The sequence below is a fragment of the Desulforegulaceae bacterium genome, from assembly GCA_034006035.1.
Lineage (GTDB): Bacteria > Desulfobacterota > Desulfobacteria > Desulfobacterales > JACKCP01 > JACKCP01.
This window is the reverse complement of record JAVETN010000007.1, coordinates 99,800-117,625: the sequence shown is the minus strand read 5'-3', so window position 1 is coordinate 117,625 and position 17,826 is coordinate 99,800. Positions and strand designations below refer to the sequence as shown.

16 protein-coding genes and 1 riboswitch are annotated in these 17,826 nt (G+C 30.6%); of the genes, 5 read left to right on the top strand and 11 right to left on the bottom strand.

Annotation, left to right across the window (positions count from 1 at the left end; translation table 11 throughout):
* The 3 genes from RBR53_07290 to RBR53_07280 are packed head-to-tail and all read left to right on the top strand — an operon-like array spanning position 1 to position 3,511.
* Complete coding sequence (locus tag RBR53_07290; GenBank protein MDY0132456.1) at positions 1–744, top strand: ABC transporter permease subunit; 744 nt, start codon at positions 1–3, stop codon at positions 742–744.
* Between the two features lie 21 nt (positions 745–765).
* Positions 766–2,541 carry a Gldg family protein gene (locus RBR53_07285; GenBank protein MDY0132455.1) on the top strand — a complete coding sequence of 592 codons (1,776 nt, stop codon included), beginning with the start codon at positions 766–768 and terminating at the stop codon, positions 2,539–2,541.
* A 16-nt stretch (positions 2,542–2,557) separates the two neighbouring features.
* Positions 2,558–3,511, top strand: a complete 954-nt coding sequence (locus RBR53_07280; GenBank protein ID MDY0132454.1) for a DUF4340 domain-containing protein — start codon at positions 2,558–2,560, stop codon at positions 3,509–3,511.
* Positions 3,512–3,558: 47 nt separating this feature from the next.
* Here the strand turns inward: RBR53_07280 and RBR53_07275 are convergent, their stop codons facing one another.
* Complete coding sequence (locus RBR53_07275) at positions 3,559–4,611, bottom strand: hypothetical protein (protein ID MDY0132453.1); 1,053 nt, start codon at positions 4,609–4,611, stop codon at positions 3,559–3,561.
* Between the two features lie 258 nt (positions 4,612–4,869).
* Between RBR53_07275 and RBR53_07270 the strand changes: the two genes are divergently transcribed.
* Complete coding sequence (locus RBR53_07270; GenBank protein MDY0132452.1) at positions 4,870–5,286, top strand: MarR family transcriptional regulator; 417 nt, start codon at positions 4,870–4,872, stop codon at positions 5,284–5,286.
* Between the two features lie 13 nt (positions 5,287–5,299).
* Here the strand turns inward: RBR53_07270 and RBR53_07265 are convergent, their stop codons facing one another.
* From RBR53_07265 to RBR53_07230, 8 genes are all read right to left on the bottom strand, one after another.
* On the bottom strand, positions 5,300–7,960 hold the full coding sequence (locus RBR53_07265) for a PAS domain S-box protein (GenBank protein MDY0132451.1): 2,661 nt from the start codon (positions 7,958–7,960) through the stop codon (positions 5,300–5,302).
* 198 nt (positions 7,961–8,158) lie between these two features.
* Positions 8,159–8,968, bottom strand: coding sequence for a hypothetical protein (locus RBR53_07260; protein MDY0132450.1), 810 nt, complete (start codon positions 8,966–8,968; stop codon positions 8,159–8,161).
* Positions 8,969–10,912 carry a TonB-dependent receptor plug domain-containing protein gene (locus RBR53_07255; GenBank protein MDY0132449.1) on the bottom strand — a complete coding sequence of 648 codons (1,944 nt, stop codon included), beginning with the start codon at positions 10,910–10,912 and terminating at the stop codon, positions 8,969–8,971. It abuts the gene before it with no gap.
* Positions 10,902–11,765 (bottom strand): DUF4465 domain-containing protein, encoded by an 864-nt coding sequence (locus RBR53_07250; protein MDY0132448.1) that lies wholly within the window; start codon positions 11,763–11,765, stop codon positions 10,902–10,904. The genes RBR53_07255 and RBR53_07250 overlap by 11 nt, the downstream gene beginning before the upstream one ends.
* Positions 11,766–11,791: 26 nt before the next feature.
* On the bottom strand, positions 11,792–12,763 hold the full coding sequence (locus RBR53_07245; GenBank protein ID MDY0132447.1) for an iron ABC transporter permease: 972 nt from the start codon (positions 12,761–12,763) through the stop codon (positions 11,792–11,794).
* On the bottom strand, positions 12,763–13,560 hold the full coding sequence (locus tag RBR53_07240; GenBank protein MDY0132446.1) for an ABC transporter ATP-binding protein: 798 nt from the start codon (positions 13,558–13,560) through the stop codon (positions 12,763–12,765). The genes RBR53_07245 and RBR53_07240 overlap by 1 nt, the downstream gene beginning before the upstream one ends.
* Positions 13,557–14,384 (bottom strand): ABC transporter substrate-binding protein, encoded by an 828-nt coding sequence (locus RBR53_07235; protein ID MDY0132445.1) that lies wholly within the window; start codon positions 14,382–14,384, stop codon positions 13,557–13,559. The genes RBR53_07240 and RBR53_07235 overlap by 4 nt, the downstream gene beginning before the upstream one ends.
* Before the next feature lie 116 nt (positions 14,385–14,500).
* A riboswitch (cobalamin riboswitch) is annotated at positions 14,501–14,682 on the bottom strand.
* 45 nt (positions 14,683–14,727) lie between these two features.
* A complete protein-coding gene (locus RBR53_07230; protein ID MDY0132444.1) occupies positions 14,728–15,369 on the bottom strand; it encodes a hypothetical protein in 642 nt (213 codons plus the stop codon).
* Between the two features lie 175 nt (positions 15,370–15,544).
* Between RBR53_07230 and RBR53_07225 the strand changes: the two genes are divergently transcribed.
* Positions 15,545–15,637, top strand: coding sequence for an aurora kinase A-interacting protein (locus tag RBR53_07225; protein ID MDY0132443.1), 93 nt, complete (start codon positions 15,545–15,547; stop codon positions 15,635–15,637).
* A 158-nt stretch (positions 15,638–15,795) separates the two neighbouring features.
* Here the strand turns inward: RBR53_07225 and hflC are convergent, their stop codons facing one another.
* Together hflC and hflK are read right to left on the bottom strand one after the other, a co-directional pair.
* Complete coding sequence (gene hflC / locus RBR53_07220; GenBank protein ID MDY0132442.1) at positions 15,796–16,731, bottom strand: protease modulator HflC; 936 nt, start codon at positions 16,729–16,731, stop codon at positions 15,796–15,798.
* A gap of 18 nt (positions 16,732–16,749) precedes the next feature.
* A complete protein-coding gene (gene hflK, locus RBR53_07215; protein MDY0132441.1) occupies positions 16,750–17,814 on the bottom strand; it encodes an FtsH protease activity modulator HflK in 1,065 nt (354 codons plus the stop codon).
* Between the last annotated feature and the right edge of the window lie 12 nt (positions 17,815–17,826).

The window sequence follows — 17,826 nt, the reverse complement described above, 5'->3', positions numbered from 1 at the left end:
ATGAATCGCAGTATAAACTCAGTAAAAGCTATTTTAAAAAGAGAACTTTCAAGTTATTTTCATTCTCCGACAGCCTATGTTGTTTTGGTTGTTTTTCTCATACTTCAGGGATTTTTTACTTTTTATGTGGGCGGGTTTTATGAATCCGGGCAAGCCGAACTTTCTTTGTTTTTCACCTGGCATCCCTGGATTTTTCTTTTTCTTGCCCCTGCAATTACAATGAGGCTTTTTTCAGATGAGAAAAGAACAGGAACAATAGAACTTTTAATGACTTTGCCGGTTACACCTTTAGAAATTGTAATTGCAAAGTTTTTTTCAGCCTGGATTTTTATCTCCATTGGAATTATTTTGACTTTTCCCATTGTAATAACATCAGCCTACCTTGGAAACCCTGATATGGGTGCGGTAATTTCAGGATATTTGGGAAGCCTTCTCATGGCAGGAGCACTTATTTCCATTGGATGTTTTTCTTCATCAATAACAAAAAGTCAGGTCATAGCTTTTCTTTTAGCTTTGTCTTTTTCACTTTTTCTTATTCTTTCAGGACACAGCCCTGTAATTCAGGCAGTTTCGGAAATTGCTCCTGGATTTATTGTAAACTTTATTTCTGGAATGAGTATTTTAACCCATTTCAAAACAATGACAAAAGGAATCATTGATTTAAGAGATCTTTTATATTTTGTTTCCATCATGGTTTTCATGCTTTATCTCAACACTTCTATAATCAACTCAAATTCCAGGTAAATGATCTTTTGGAGGTTTAAAATGAATTTCAAAAATAAAAAACTAAGTATGAAACTTTTAATGATTTTTATTTTTGCAGCAGTTCTTATACTTATAAATATTCTTGTAAGTGATTTGTCTTTAAGATTTGATTCAACTGAAAACAAGATATATTCCCTTTCAAATGCCACCCATGAAATAATTAAAAAAACAAAGAATCCAATAACCTTAAAATATTTTAACAATGCATCTTCCATTTCAGATATTCCAGGGGAATTTAAAGCTTATTCAAAAAGAATTGAAGATCTTTTAAAAGAATATTCAAGGTATTCAAAAGGAAAAATTATCCTTGAAACAATAAAACCTGAAATTGATTCAGAAGAAGAAGACAATGCCAATGCTTTTGGATTAAGAGGAATTGAACTTCCCGGAGAAAACAATCTTTATATAGGTCTTGCAGCAATAAGTGGTGAAAAAGAAGAAATAATTCCTTTTTTTGATCCTGAAAATGAACCAAAACTTGAATATGAACTTACTTCAATTATTTCAAGGCTTCAGTCTCAAAAGAAAAAAAGAATAGGGATTCTTTCTTCAATAAATATTTTAGGAGGTCCTCATTTTCAGGGTCAGCAGTCTCCTAAATGGTATTTTACAGATGTACTTGAAAAACAATATGAATTGGAAAATCTTGATTTAGACCTGGAATCTATTCCTGAAGATATTGACCTTTTAATTTTATTCCAGCCAAAGGAAGTAAGTGAAAAAATTAACAAACAAGCCTTAAAATCTCTGGAAAAAGGAAAAAGATTAATTATCCTTGCAGATCCTCTTTCCCTTCTTGATCCTGAAGGAAGAATGGCACCCTATTCTTTTCCAATGAAAGAAGAACTTGAAAACTATGGAATTAAATTTAATGAAACAACTGCCATAGCAGATCTAAATGCAGCAACACAAATCATGGGAAGAGATAATACACCGGAATTAAATCCAGGCTGGCTTTCAATTTTTGCAGATGGAATCAGCCAGGAAAATATAATTTCAGCTAATCTTGAAAACCTTCTTTTCCCCATTGCAGGAGGAATTGAGTTTGAAAAAAAAGAAGGCCTTTCCTATGAAAGTCTTGCCTGGTCTTCCAAAAACTCCATTCTTTACGATCCTTCAATGCTTCAATTTCAAGGAATGGATGCTCTTAAACATAATTTTAATCCCGAAGATAAAAATTACAGCCTTGCACTTAAAGTATCAGGTAAATTTTCAAAAGATAATGAAGCTAAAGGAACCCTTGTTTTAATCTCAGACACTGATTTTTTATTTGATCAATTTTATATGCAAAAACAAAACTTCCTTGGATTTGAAATGGCAAATATGTTCAATGACAATTTAAACTTTTTTCTAAACTGTGTTGAACTCATGTGCGGAGAGCCTGAACTTATAGAAATACGCTCAAGACAATCAACTTCAAGACCTTTTACCAAGGTAAAGGAGTTGGAAGACAAGGCCAAGGAAAAATGGCTTGAAAAGGAAAATATGCTGGCAAATAAGGCCGAGCAAACAAAAGCAAAACTTGAAGCTCTCCAGTCACAGAGAATTGAAGGTCAAAATCTTGTTTTAAGTAAAGAGCAGGAAGATGAAATAAAAAAATTCAGGGAAGAAAAAAAGCAAATAGATAAAGAACTTAAAAAAGTAAGAAGACAGCTTAGAGCAGATATTGAAAGCCTTGGAACTAAAATAAAAATGCTCAATATTTTTCTGATGCCCTCAATTATTGCCTTAATTGGAATAATCAGCGGAATTAGAAGAAAAAGAAAAAATATGTAATCACAGGAGTTTTTAAATGAATAAAAATATAATTGTTCTTGCTTTTGTTTTTCTTGTTCTTATTTCAGGATTGATTTTTAAGACTTTAAATTATGATAAATCAGATAATAAAGAACTTCTTTTTCCTTCTTATGAAGTTTTAGCTAAAACCAGTGAAATTGAAATTAAAAATAATAGTAAAAAAGTTATTCTTAAATTATTGGAAAACAAATGGAAGGTTAAAAACAAAGATAATTTTGATGCAGATTTTGAAAAAGTCAGCGATTTGATAGAAAAACTTCAATCAATAAACTCTATCCATTCTTTTGCAAAAACTCAAAATCTTTTAAAAGATCTTGAGCTTGATCCTGAAGATAAAACAAAAAAACCAACAATTGTTAATTTTAAAGATAAAAATAATAATATAATTTTTCAGGGATTTTATGGAAAAGAACGGGAAAAAGGAGGAAGTTATTTTTTAATTTCTGGAAACAAAAAAATTCATCTTTCTAAAAACACTATTTTTATAGATCCCCACCCAAAAACCTGGGTTTTAAATGATCTTATAAATATAAACGACGAAGAAATTACCAAAGTTGTTGTTTTTGATTCTAAATCAAAAAAAGTTCTTGAAATAAAAAACCTGGAAGAAGAATTTGAGGTTGTTTATCCTGAAAATATAAAAGATTTTGACAAATGGAAAATAAAAGATTTTTTCAATTTCCCCCAAAGCCTTGATTTCAATGATATAGAAAAAGAAAAAACAAATGAAAAAGAAATATTCAGGTTTGAATTTTATCTTGAAACCAGCGGAAAAATAATCATATCTGTTTTGGACAAAGACAAAAAACTAATTTCAATTTATACAGATGAAACAAAAGATTCAAAATTAAACTATGATACAAAAAAGAATAACTATGTTTTTTCTATTTTGGACTATGATTTTAATATGCTTTTGTTTTCACCTGAAGATTTAATTACTGAAGACTGATTTTACTACCCGGCTTCCAGGTTAAAACGGAAGCCGGGATAATAAAATCAATCAACTTCTTTTCTGCACAAAACTATAAATCCATCTTCTTTTTTTGAATACACAACTCCTGATTTACAATCAGCACAAAGTTCTTTAAGTTTTTCAATTCCAGAAACAGTGATCATACTGTTACTTTGAATGTATTCACTTATTAAAACACAATCTTGAAAATCTATTCCATAATCACTGGCAAAGGGTAAAAGAGCATCTTCAAGAGTTGGGGTGTTTTTAATCAAATCATCTATTTTTTTATGAGTTACCCTGAAAAGTTCCATTTCAGGGGCATTTTCCAAAGTTTCTCTAAAACTTAGATTTTGATTATTATCAGATTTAGTGGTTTTAGCTTTTCTTGACTTTAGAAGACTAAACAAAGCTATGATTAAAATAAAAACTAAAGTCCCAAGTCCACCATAATAATAAATCTGCTTCTTTTTTTCTTTATTTAATTTTTCCTGAAGTTCAGCTTGAAAACTTTCCTCTTCTTTTTTTATTTCCGCCTTAAAATCAAGAACAAAGCTGTGATTGGGGAAAAACCCATCAAAACTATCCAGGGCTTTTATATATTTAAAAGACTTTAAATTGTTTTTAAATTGTTCATAGTTTTCAGATTGATTAAAAAGAGCATAGATTGCCTGTTTTTTTGTGTAATTTTTGTTTTCTAAATCTTTTTCATTTTCAAAAAAATTATAGATTTCATCTAGCTTTTCAAGATCTTCACTAACCTGAACCAGAGCAAAATTTTGAATTGTTTTATTATAATTATTGTTTTCAGCTATTTCTTTTACAAATTCTTTTTCTGAAAAAATTAAAACTTTTTTCCAAAACTTGTATTTAACAATTTTATCAAAATTGTTTTTAGTAAACTCATTAAAATCCAAATATTTTAAAAGACTTTTTTCTATTTTTTCAATAAAGTCTTGTTTTTCATCTTCCTGAACCAAATTTTCAAGTTGTGAAAAGTTAAATTCAAATGTATTTTTATCATGACTTAAATCCCGGGCTGATAAAAAAGAAAATGGAATTATACAAAAGCAAATCAAAAACAAAAATTTTTGCATTATACACCTTTTTAAAAATTAATTGTCACCAAATCTGAAAATCAATTCAGTCCTGTTTATAAACCAGGCTAAGACTGAAAACCAGTAATATTTTAGGTAAAATCACAAAACTTAAAACCTTTTAAATTTATTAAATCAAATTTAACTTCATTAACCAGGATTTAATAAGCCTAATAAGATTTATAAAACCCTATTTGAGCTTGACACTCTAGATGTCTGGGGATATTTTTAATTTAATCAAAGAAAAGAGGACAAAAAATGAAGTATACAGACTGCATTGCATTTCTTCTGGCAAAAGCAAACCAGAAATCCCAGAATTTTTTAAAAAAAAAGCTTCAGCCTTATGGGCTTACAGCTGTTCAGCACCTTATTCTTGAAGTTGTTGTTGAATATGAAGGACTTACTCCCGGAGAAATAAGCAAAAGACTTGTGTCAGATAATGCAACGGTTTCAGGAGTTCTTGAAAGAATGGAAGAACATGGATGGATAAGAAGAACAAGCGACCCCAGCGACAAACGTGTTTCAAGAATTTTCCCTGGAAAAAAAGTTGATGAGCTTAAAGAGGAAATTCTTCTTGAAAGGGAAAAAGCAAATGAAGAATTATTAAAAAACTATTCTTTGGACGAAAGGGTTCTTTTAAAAAACATGCTCAATAAATTTTTAAAAACTGGATAAACTTTTTTTAAAACTAAGAGATTAAAAGCTTGTTAAGAATTTTTCCAAGGTCTGAAATAAAAAACGGCTTTTTTATAAACCGATTTAGGCCTTGCTCTTTTAGTTCAATCAAATCTTCTTCTTTTGAAAATCCGGAACTTAAAATTATTTTTGCATCGGGATTAAACTCTCTTATTGCATAAAAACATTCTTTTCCGTTCATCTCAGGCATGACCATATCAAGAATAACCAGATCTATTTTATCATGATTATTTTTATAAATTTCGTATCCATGTTTTCCATTTTCTGCTTCAAAAACATCAAAACCTATTTCTGAAAGCATTGTGCTCACAATAGTCCTGACAATTTCTTCATCTTCAACCAGAAGAATGGTTCCGCTTCTTTTCAAAAGTTCAGTTGGTTCATTGTTTTTATCAGAATTTAAATGAGGAGATTCAATAATTGGAAGATAAATATGAAAAATTGTTCCGGTATTTTCCTCACTGTAAAAATTAATAATTCCTTTATGTTCGGATATTATTCCATAGGAAGTGACAAGACCTAATCCCGAACCTTGTTTTTCGTTTTTTGTTGTAAAAAAAGGTTCAAAAATCTTTGCCCTGTATTCCTGAGGAATACCCTCGCCCTGGTCTGAAACACTTATAAGTGCATAATACCCAGGTGAAAATTCTCCTGGAATTACTTTAAAATAATTTTCATCAAGATATAAAACCCTAGTTTCAAAAACAAGCTGGCCCCCGTTTTTCATTGAAAACCCTGAGTTTATTCCAAGATTCATAAAAACATTTTGCAATTGGGATAAACTTCCATTGACTATAATTTCATCTTTTTCTTTTTCAAAACTTATCCTGATTTTTCTATCAAGAGTATATTTTAAAATATCAATTGTATTTTCAACAGCCTCATTAATATTAACAGGTGAAAAAACAAGATCGGATTTTCTTCCAAAGGATAAAAGTTTGGCATTCAATTCTGAGGTTCTTTGGGCAGCCTTTTTTATAATTTCAATATACCTGGAAAAGTCTTCAGGGGTTTTAGCTTTCTCCAAAAGCTCAACTCCCCCAAAAATTCCTGAAAGCATATTGTTATAATCATGGGCAATGCCGCCTGTAAGCTGACCTATGGCTTCCATTTTTTCAGAATGCCTTAGTCTTTCCTTTAAAAAATACTGTTCTGTAACATCCCTGAAAACAAGGACTGACCCAATAATATCAGAATTTTGATCTTTGATTGGAGAGGCTGAATCTGAAATATAATATTCCCTTCCATCTTTTGAATAAAGAATGGGTGAGTTTTTCAGTTCAACGCTTTTTCCTGTATTAACTGCTGAATAAACAGGATTTTCTGCTTTTTTAGATGTGATTGAATCTTTTATATTAAAAACCAAATCAATTTTATGGCCAAGAGCTTCTTCTAATTTCCATCCAGTCATTTCCTCAGCTACTGGATTCATTTTTGTAATCTTAAATTCCATATCAACAGCTATAACTCCATCTCCTATGGAATTAAGAGTTATTCTTAAATCCTCTTCACTTTTTCTTAATTTTTCCTCACTTGTTATTCTCTCTGTTATATCCCTGATATAGGTCTGAAGCCTTCCATCCCCGACTTTTTTTGAATTCATCTCAATATAAATCAAAGAGCCGTTTTTTGTTTTAATTATTCTCTGGGATAAAATAGACTCGCCCTTAAGAATAGAACTATAATCAAGCGGCTTTTTTTCAAGGTTTTTATCTAAAAAAAGAAAAGAAATTTCTTTTCCAAGAAGTTCTTCTTTCAAATATCCAGTCATTTTGCAAATACTTGGATTTGCATCTATGATTATCCCTTTTTCATTTCCAACCAAAATACCGTCTGCTGCCTGCTCAAAAATAAAAAGGTATTTGTTTAAACTTTCCTTAACTTTTTTTTCAGACTCTACCCTTTCACTGATATCTTCAATTATTCCAACTCCACCGTTTATATCTCCAGAAATGGTGATTATAGGTGCAAAAAGAATTCTTACAGGCCTGACATTACTTGATGTCTCAGCTGAATAAACTATTTCAAGCCTTGAAACTAATTGTTTTTCAAGTGAGTTTTTCACAGCCCATAAAATTCTATTATCTTTAAGAGCCAACATATCAAGACCTAACAAAACTTCTTTGCTGCTTCCAACTGTTTCAACAAAGCTATTATTTATTTTAGTTATAATTCCATTATTATCATAATGAAGAATTCCAAGGGGAGAGTTTTCAAATATAAGCTTATATGTGTTTTCACTTTGTCTTAACTTTTGCTGAACCTTTATCTTATCAGTTACATCAGAACCTGCACCATAAACATAATTTTTATGAACCTGTGCCTTCCATTCAATATATTTATATGTTCCATCTTTAGCTAGATACCTATTAGTGAAGTTTAATAATTTCCCCTCGATTCTAAGCTTTTCCATTGCATCAACAGTTTTTTCCTTATCCTGGCTATGAACAAAATTAAGGTAGTTGGTATTTACAAAATCTTTTTCATTAAATTGCAAAGTTTTTTCCCAGGCTTTATTTACCTTTAAAATTTTTCCTTCAAAATCTGAAATACACAAAAGATCTAAAGAGACATCAAAAAAAGGTATGACTTCATAACAGATCTTGTTTTTAGACGGAAACAAGAGTTTGAATTTACTTAAAATGGACTTCAATTACTTCTCCTCACTATTTATTTTTAAATATAGCTTGGAACAAAAATTTTACTTTTTTATCCATCTTTACTTTATTTTTAATTTAATTCCTAAAATGCTTCAGATATGACAACAGACTAAATTATTCACCTAAAGTTGCGAACATCCAAGTTAATAATATGCACGAGATAAGATTAAAAAACAACCCTGGTTCAAATTTTAATTAAACAACAAACCAATAAAACATCCGCCTTCATTCCCAAATCCCTCGCTGGAATACTCTTTATTTTTTTCCTGATTATCTTTTTCAGTAAAACTTATAACAAGTCCGTCAAGAGAACATACTCCGTCAAGATCAAATCCTGCACTGCCATGGGTAGGATATGGATCATAGACTGGATTTCCCCTTGAATCCTTAATTCTTCCATCACCAATTATATCTTTTATTTTGATATATTTTATTTCATCTAAATCGACAACGCCTGATAAAATAAAAGGTTTTTCTTTTAATTCTTCAAGATCAAAACAAGTTCCATATCCTTTCCTGTATTTACCTGCAAAATTTTTAATATTTTCAGGATTTATTGTTCCATAGCCTGAAACAAGTTTGGGTGTATTGGAAAAAGTATCAAACCCAATAAAATCATCCCCATTTGTTGATACAAAAACCTCTGCAAGCTCAAGAAAACCATCTGAAAAGGAATTTTCAAATACAGCAAAATCAAAACCTTCCTTATTTTTGATTGGTTCATTAAAAATAAGGGTTATTTCTCCGCCTTCTCCAAGGGATACCACATCATAACTATTCCCTGAAGCTGGACCAATGGCTTTTGAAGTATCTGTCCAAATATCATTTAAATTATCACCTGGTAAATAATCACGATAACCACTTGCCCAGTTTAAAATTTTGGGATCTCCAAGTTTTACAGCAAGTGAACCAGGCTTTTCAGCTGCGGGGGCAAACTCACCTGCAAAAGCAAAAGAAAAACATGATAAAAAAATTAGGAAAAACAATAAAACTCTATTCATTTAAAACTCCAGTTTAATTCCAGATATAAAATTTCTTTCAGCCATGGGGTAACAAGAATTTTCATAGGCTGAAGTAAAATATTTTTCATTGAAAATATTTTTTACTTTTACAAAAACTGATAAATTTTTAATTTTATATCTTAAAGAAAGGTCTGTTGTATTGTATGAGGGAATTTCTTCCAAATCTCCCCTTAAATCAGAGCCTTGGTTTTTTGAGGCAAAATATGAATAATCAAGGGTAGCAAAAAAATTTTCAAAGGGCTCATATTCAATAAAGGCAAAGTAATTAAAGTCAGATACAAGGGGAATTTCTTCTCCTGAATCTTCAAACTCTGCACTGATTAAACTTATTCCTGTAGAAGCATAAAGTTTAGTTGATAAATTAAATTTTAAATTTAAATCAATTCCTTTTCTTATGGTAGAATCTCCATAATTTTTATTAAATCTTCCTCCGCTTTTATCTTCTCCATAATAAATTTCATCATTTGTTTTCAAATAAAAAAAGGAAGCTTCTGCTCTGAAAAAATAAGAAGGAAAAAACCTTAATCCTGTTTCATAATTAAATGATTTTTGGGGTCTTAAACTTCCCGAAGAAAACCCAAGCTCATCTATATTTGGATTTCTAAAAGACTTTGAAAACAAGGCAAACAATTCCAAAGGTAAATCAAAAGGTAAATAGGTTATTCCAAATTCTGCAGCATTATTATTATAATCTTCTTTTAAAAGATCTCCTTTAATTCCTCTTCCATTTTTAAGCTCATCATTACGAAATTTTGAGCTTGAAGAAGAATATCTAAATCCCAAATTAAGTTTAAATTTTTCTTTTTTTAAAAACCCAGCCAAATAAATATCCTTTGAATCAAGCTGCCCATTTTTTCTTTCATTTTGAACTTGGGATCTTCTTATATAATCATCAAAAAACCAGTCAAAACCTGAAACCAAAGAAAAATCACCCTTGTCAAAATTATAAGAAATTCTTAAATCCTTGGAAACAGATGAAATTGAGTCAGTCTGATCTTGTATTTCAATAAGGGGAGAATATCCCATTAAATAGTCATTATCTTTATAGGAATATCCCCTTGAGATGTTTACACTTCCGTACTTATAAAAATCTTTTGTAAGCCCAAATCCTATTTTTTTTCTATGGGTTGAACCATTATCAAAGGGAAAATTGGTTTTTTTTCTTTGATTTTCATCATCTGAATTATCTATTGAAACAGCTCCTGGAAGACCGTATTTATCTTTTAAAACAAAACCAGTTAAATTAAACTTCATTGAATCTAAGTAGTTATTTTCATATTTAACCAAAGCATTGGATTTTTCATAAAAACCATTATCCCTATAACCATCTGTGTCATAAAAAACTGAGCTTAAAGACAAAGCCTGAACTTTATCTTTGTGTGAAAGAAAAAGGGATTTTTCAGATGTATTATAAGAGCCATAATTAAAATTAAAAACAGCTTGATCTTTTTGGGGTTCAATTGTTTTTATTTTAATCACGCCGGAAACAGCACCGCCTCCATTTAAAACTCCTCCGCTTCCCCTTATAATTTCAACAGACTCTATAAGATGGGCAGGAATATCATTTAAATCAGCCCCTGCCATATCTGAAGAATTGATTATTTCTCCATCCACTAAAATTAAAACATTGGAACCTGAAGCTTCACCCATTCCCCGTAAATCAATAACAGAAAATTTTTCTGAGCCTGAATCAGATCTTATGGAAATTGAGTTTTCCTTTTCAAGAAGATTAAAAAGAGAAACATATCCCCTTCTTTCAATTTCTTCCCTTGTAATTATGGTATTAAGACCTGATTTTTTATCAGACTCAAATAAAGCCTTTTCCTCAACAATAATTTCGTCAAGAAAAAGGCTGGGAACCTTGGCAAAGCAAATTAAAGGGAAAAATAAAATTAAATTAAAAATTAAAAGTTTAATCTTCATTTTTCTCTCTTTTTATGGATACAAAAAGTAAAAACAATGAAACAAAAGCAAAAAAGAAAATATTTTTTTTATTTAATTCACCGGGAATTTCCAGCCCTGAAATAAAACATGATATAAAATTATCACTATCTGAACTCGAAGAAACTTTCCCGTTTAAATTATCCATTGCAAAATATCCGGGTGTATTCATTCCAAAATCACCTTCATCTGATGAAGAAAGTGAAAACTTAAGCTTTTTAACCTTTCCAAGGGAAGACAAATCAACCCATTCCCAATCATCAACAATATAGTCTTTTGAATTATCAGCAAATCTGTAATCAGCAAGATAAAAATGGACTTCACCTGTTTTTGAATTAGAATTATTATAGCCTTCAATAGTAAGTTTGAAAAAATCTGAGTCAGCTCCTGAATCACCTCCAAATCTTTTTGCAAAACCATCACCTTCAAGCATTGAATAATATGCATAAGTTGTATTTGTCACATAAAACCCTGAAATTTCAGATTCTTCATCCAGTAAAATAAAATCTTCACTATTTGGATATGCAATACAATAAACATCACTTTTATCGTAACCATATTTTGTTATTGCACTATACTGATTTTCAAAACTTTTAGTAAAAGTGTCCCTGTGAGATGACCAGGCAAAACCTGTCCATGAAAACATTCCTCCTTCCCAGTCTGTACCTTCATAGGAAAAAGTAAAATCCTGTGATTTGAAATTTTTAACTTCTGTGGACTCAAAATGAATGTCGTCTTCTGTAAAAAAAGATTCAAAAGTACAAACATCCCCTGCAAAACCAGGCTTAAAACCAAATAAAAGTAAACTAATTAAAATAAGTGTAAATTTTTTCATACTTTTCTCCTTATTATTTATAAATATTATTTTTTTTTCATCCTAAACAAAATATACAAAAAAACAGGTGCTCCGCTTATTGAGGTGATAATCCCAACAGGAAGTTCTGCTGGAGCAATTAAAATCCTTGAAAAAATATCACATAAAACTAAAAAACCGCCGCCAAGAAAAGCACTTCCCAAAATTACGGTTTTCATTTCATTTCCTGAAATACTTTTTACAATGTGTGGAATTATTAACCCCACAAAGCCAACAGGACCAGCTATCCAAACAACTCCAGCAGTTATTAAACCTGTGGCAAAATAAATAATTCTTCTTATTTTTACTGGGTTTATTCCCCTTGAAACTGCTAAATTTACATCAAAGCCCATTATATTTAATTCTTCAGCTTTGAAAAAAACCAATAAAATCCCTGAAAAACAAATTAAAAAAAGCCAGATTAAATTGTCATATCCAATAACATCAAGGTTTCCCATAAACCATCGTTCAACAGCTACAAGCTTATTTGGAGAAGCAAAATACTTTAAAAACATAATTAAAGAAGCTGATAAAATATTTAAACTTACACCTGCAAGGATTGTGGAATCGGAATCTGACTTAAATGCCCTAAAGGAAAAATCAATTATAAAAACAGCTAAAAGAGCTCCGGTTAAAGATGCTATCCCAGAAGGTATAAGCCCGTTTAAAACAATAATTGAAAAACTCAAAAAAAGTGAACTTATCCCCGAAATACCAAGGACATAGGGTTCTGCAAGAGGGTTTTTTAAAACAACCTGAAGACAGGCTCCTGTAACTCCAAGCCCTGCTCCGCATAAAAGCCCTGTTATAATTCTAGGAATTCTTTGATAAAAAAGAATTAGAAAATCAGCTCCTTCAGGGTTTGTTATTATTTCTTTTAATGAAATTTCTGAAGAGCCAAAAAAAGGTGAAGTTAATCCTGATAAAAGAAATATGCCAAAATAAAATAAAAGATGGGTTTTGTTTTTTAAAGGAGTCATTAAATTATTTCTCCTTTTGTTTTAGGAAGAACTATTTTCATATTATTGATTTGAGGATTATCAATAATGGAGATATTTTCTCCATAGGCTTTTTTAAGGTATTTTTCTTTTATTACCTGGGCTGGAGTTCCTTTTTTAAGAATTTTTCCCTTTTCAAAAAGAATTATATGATCTGAAAAAAAAGATGCCAGATTAATATTGTGGGTTGCAACAACAACACCCCTGCCCTGATTTTTTAGATTTTTTAAAAGGGAAAAAATTTCTGCCTGTCCAGAAATATCAAGACTTGATGAAGGTTCATCAAGAAGAAGAAAATCAGTTTCCTGGGCAATTACTGATGCAATTAAAACCCGTTTTTTTTCACCTCCTGAAAGTGAAGAAAAATAGCGATTTTTAAATTCAAGAGCCCCTGCTTCTTTTAAAGATAAAAGAACAATTTCTTTTTCTTTTTTAAAACTATAATCTTTTTTATTTTGATGGGGATATCTTCCCATCATAACAATATCAAAAACTTTATAATTTTCTCCCCTATCGCACTCCTGGGGAAGAAGTGCACAAAACTTTGCAAAATCAAGTCTTTTTATATTTTTTATATTTTTTTTATAAAGAGAAATTTCACCTTTAAAGTTTTTTTCATGACCTGACAAAAGCTTTAAAAAAGTTGATTTCCCACTCCCGTTTGGCCCTATTATTGATACAAACTTGTTTTTTTCAATAATAATTTCTTCTGCATTGAAAAAAAAATTGTGGCCTTTATAAAAAAATTCTAAATTTTTTATATAAAATCCATTATTCATGGGGTGCTCTTAATAATATTTTTAAAAAGATTTCCTATTTTAACAATCCCAGGTCCTGGAATAAGAAGTCTTTTATCTGTTAAAATATGAATGTTTTCATCTTTAATAAAGTTTTTAGGGAAAAGTTGTTTCCACATTTGTTTTATTTCCTGTGTTTTTTCAGGAGTTAGATTTTCCCCTGGAAGAAGGTCTATAATTATTTCAGGTCTTCGTTTTAAAATCTCTTCCTTTGAAACAATTAAATAATTTTTGTTTATATCCAAAAAAATATTGTTACCTCCTGAAAGGTGTAAAATTTCAGATAAAAAGCTTTTATTTCCAGTTGTTGAAATCTGCCTTGGAGAATTGCTTAATCGTCCAACGCATAAAAATACTTTTTTAAATTTTATATCTTTTTCAAGCTTTAAATTATATTTTATTTTCTCAATAAGTTCAAAGGCCTCACTTTCACAGGAAAGTTTTTCCCCTATTTTTAAAATCCCTGAATATATTGTTTCAAGGCTGTCCATATTTACCCTTAACAATTCTATTTCATATTTATTGGCAAACTTTTCCATGGTTTTAAATTCTCCCTGAACAAGAATAAGGTCAGGAGAAAGCTTTAAAATTTTTTCAAATGAGGGATTTAAAAATCCTCCAACTATAGTTTTTTCAAGTGCTTCTTTGGGATAATCAGTAAAAAGAGGAACTCCGCAAACTAAATCTCCTTTTTTTAAAGCATAAACAACTTCTACCAAATTAGGAGCCATGGGAAGAATTCTTTCAAAGGAAAAAGCAGTAGAAGTAGTTAATATAATTAAACAAATAATAAAAAATTTTTTCATCTCACCCCCAAACAAAAAACCCTGGATCTATAAATAGATCCAGGGTACCGTTTTTACCCAGATTATTTTTAAAGCTATTTAAAATCTTTGTCCTGTTCCACGAGAACAAAAAATAAAATTTATATTCATTTAAAGGCAGGTCTTCTGACTCCCGAATCTGGCAAAATTTTACGCCTTCCCAAATATTTCAGTGGCATTTTGTAAAATCTCTTTTCGGTTACAGCGGCGGGCCCGTCCCTGACTTTCACAGGAGTTCCCTTTTAAGTGCCTGAAGCACACCCCAAACTTAAATTTTATAAAAAATTAACCAACGAAGTGTCAATATCTTTAAAATTATAAAATGTCAAACAAATGAAATTGCAAACCCACATAAAACAGGAACATAAAGATTATCATTTATTTCAAACTCAAAAAATTTCAATGTATAAATTTCAAGTAAAGCTATGATAAATGCAATTTTAACACTTGATTTTAAAGAAAAAAAGCCTCCAAAATTTTCCATTACAAATGGAAATAAAGGATAGAGAAAATATAAAAGTATAAATGCAGTTAAAAAACAGGCCAAACTTCCCTCAAGTGATTTACCTCTTATTTTTATTTTCCCAAACTCTATTCCCACCAAAGCTGCAACAGCATCAGATATAATAAATGAAAAAAGTGAAATAAAAGCAATTTCAGATCTGTTTACAAAAAAAAGGGAACATAAAAAACCCGAGCCAATTATATAGGTTGAGCCTGTAATTGAAAATTCTTCCTTTTTTCTCATCATTGAGCCAAAAAACTTTAAAAAACATTTCTGAATCTGGCTGAATTTAAATCTTAAAATTTCTATAATTAATGATAAAAGAAAAATTACTCCAAGCACAAAGGCTGGAAACCATTTTGAAAGATTAAAAACAATTGGTAAATAAAAAATCCCAAGGGGCATTAAAAGGGCAAATAAGTGAAGCAATTTTCTTGATATTTCTTCTTTTCTAAGTTTCATAAGCTTCCCTTTTTCTAAAAATTACAGTTTATACCTTTTATTATAATTAATAAAACATATATATGCAAAACTTAACCCTGGACAAATTCTCAAATGGAGAGTATATTAATTAAGTTATAAAATTAGTTAGTTTTAATTTGAAAAATCTAGGCAATTTATTTCAGGAGGTGAGATTTTGGGCAGCGTAATCAAAAAAAGACGTAAAAAAATGAGCAAACATAAACATAGAAAACAACTTGCTCGTACACGCCATCAACGTAAGAAATAAGAAGGCGGTATAAAAAAGTTTAAAAGCTTTGTTTTTTACGAAGCTTTTTTTATTTTGAAAATCAAGTAAAAAATTTTTAAATAAAAAAATGCCGGTTCAATTTAAAAACCGGCATTTTTATTTTTAATTTATCTAAACAAATATTTTGGATTTATCTCTTACTTATTTACACCTTTAAGATATTTTAAAAAGTCTGAGTTTGTTGAAAAAACAAACTTTGTATCACCTTGAGCAAGCTTGTCTTTATAAATATCAAGACTTTCTGTAAATGAGTAAAATTCAGGATCAAGACCATAAGCCTTGGCAAATATTTTGGTTACTTCAGCATCTGCCTCACCTTTAAGTGCCTGTGCTTTTTGATAGGCTTCAGAAGTAATTCTTTTAAGTTCCTTTTCCTTTTTACCCATTATTTCAGCAGACTTACCACGACCTTCAGATCTGAACTTCTCAGCTATCTGATTTCTTTCTGCAATCATTCTTTTGTAAACAGAAGTTCTAACGTCACTTACATAGTTAATTCTTTTAAATTGTACCTCAACAAGTTCTATTCCAAACTCATCAAGTTTTGGTTGCGCACTTATGAGAATTAATTCCTCTATTTTTTTTCTACCTGTCTTTATTTCAAAAGAAGACTTTCTTTCAGAACCTGTATCTAAATCAAGTTCTCTATTGGTCCATCTTACTGTTTCAACAAGGGGATTTGAGGTAACTGCGTTTCTAACTGCAGCATCAAGAATATCATCAAGCCTTGAAATAGCTGCCTGTCTTGTTCCCACACTCTGATAGTATTTTACAGGATCACTGATTTTCCAAAATGCAAAACTGTCTACCCAAATATAGGTTTTGTCTTCAGTTGGAATCTGACCTTTATCTCCATTCCAATGCTGAAGATTTTTTTTGAAAAACATTGCTTTTTGTACAAAAGGAAGCTTAAATTTAAGTCCTGGCTCATAAATTGTTTCGCCAATAACCCTACCAAACTGGGTTATTACCACCTGCTCTGTTTCATCTACGATATAAGCAGAATTATACCCGAGAAATCCTGCCACAAAAATTATAATAAACATTGCCGCTGTAATGAAATTTTTCTTCATCAGTTTACACTCCATAAATTATTTATTGGAACTGCCCAAATTCAAAAAGGGAAGAATGTTTCCTTGATCTTCGTCAATTATATATTTTTCCCGCATTTTTGGAATAAGCTCATTTAGCATTTCAAGATAAAGTCTTCTTTTAGTTATATCCTTGGCATCTTTGTATTCTGCATAAATAGATGTAAATCTCTGAGCATCACCCTTTGCTCTGTTTATTCTATTCAAAGAATAACCTTCAGCCTGTCTTATTTCTCTTTCAGCTTCACCTATTGCAGTAGGAATTGCTTTGTTATAATCTTTCTGAGCATTATAAATCATTTCTTCCTTTTCCTGGGTTGCCTGGTTAACCTGGTTAAAAGAAGGCTGAACAGGTTCTGGAACGTTTGTTCTTTTCATTTCTATTGTTACAATATCAATTCCTGAGTCGGCACCATCAAGAGCTTGCTGAAGATTTTCCATTGCCTGGATAGCAATTTCCTCACGCTTTGAAATTACTTCGTTTATACTTCTGTCTCCAACAACAAGCCTCATTGTACTTTCAGAAAGATCCCTTAAAACCTGTCTTGCATCATGAATTTTAAAAAGATATTTATAAGGATCTTTTACCCTAAACTGAACAATCCAGGGAACAAGGGCAACATTAAGGTCTCCTGTGAGCATGAGAGAAACATTATCTATATCACTTCCATCCTGACTGGAGATTATGCTACTTGTCTGCCCTGTACTAAGTGTTGTAAACCCAAATTCCTCCTTGAATACCCTTTTAATCTTAACTTTTACTACTTTTTCAACTCCTGCTGGAAGCTTGAAGTTAAGACCTGGATAAACAGTTCTGTCATATTGTCCAAATCTTTGAACAATACCTACTTCAGAAGTATCAATTGTAAAAAACATGCTTTTACCAAAGATAAGAAGAAAAACAACAATTACTGCCAGAATAACTCCTCCTGACATTTTTTTTCCTTTAAAGAAATTTACAAAATCATCCATTGGAGGAAGTCCACTTCCTCCTCCGCCCGGACCCTGACTATAATTCTGTTGTTTTTTTTGCTGTTCTCTCAGCTTGTCCCAATCCCAGTTCATTTTTATAACCAC

Bases quoted from the DNA above. Each gene is read 5' to 3' on its own strand.
- RBR53_07290 (MDY0132456.1), top strand. From the start codon at position 1: ATGAATCGCAGTATAAACTCAGTAAAAGCTATTTTAAAAAGAGAACTT.
- RBR53_07285 (MDY0132455.1), top strand. From the start codon at position 766: ATGAATTTCAAAAATAAAAAACTAAGTATGAAACTTTTAATGATTTTT.
- RBR53_07280 (MDY0132454.1), top strand. From the start codon at position 2,558: ATGAATAAAAATATAATTGTTCTTGCTTTTGTTTTTCTTGTTCTTATT.
- RBR53_07275 (MDY0132453.1), bottom strand. From the start codon at position 4,611: ATGCAAAAATTTTTGTTTTTGATTTGCTTTTGTATAATTCCATTTTCT.
- RBR53_07270 (MDY0132452.1), top strand. From the start codon at position 4,870: ATGAAGTATACAGACTGCATTGCATTTCTTCTGGCAAAAGCAAACCAG.
- RBR53_07260 (MDY0132450.1), bottom strand. From the start codon at position 8,968: ATGAATAGAGTTTTATTGTTTTTCCTAATTTTTTTATCATGTTTTTCT.
- RBR53_07255 (MDY0132449.1), bottom strand. From the start codon at position 10,912: ATGAAGATTAAACTTTTAATTTTTAATTTAATTTTATTTTTCCCTTTA.
- RBR53_07250 (MDY0132448.1), bottom strand. From the start codon at position 11,765: ATGAAAAAATTTACACTTATTTTAATTAGTTTACTTTTATTTGGTTTT.
- RBR53_07245 (MDY0132447.1), bottom strand. From the start codon at position 12,763: ATGACTCCTTTAAAAAACAAAACCCATCTTTTATTTTATTTTGGCATA.
- RBR53_07240 (MDY0132446.1), bottom strand. From the start codon at position 13,560: ATGAATAATGGATTTTATATAAAAAATTTAGAATTTTTTTATAAAGGC.
- RBR53_07235 (MDY0132445.1), bottom strand. From the start codon at position 14,384: ATGAAAAAATTTTTTATTATTTGTTTAATTATATTAACTACTTCTACT.
- RBR53_07230 (MDY0132444.1), bottom strand. From the start codon at position 15,369: ATGAAACTTAGAAAAGAAGAAATATCAAGAAAATTGCTTCACTTATTT.
- hflC (MDY0132442.1), bottom strand. From the start codon at position 16,731: ATGAAGAAAAATTTCATTACAGCGGCAATGTTTATTATAATTTTTGTG.
- hflK (MDY0132441.1), bottom strand. From the start codon at position 17,814: ATGAACTGGGATTGGGACAAGCTGAGAGAACAGCAAAAAAAACAACAG.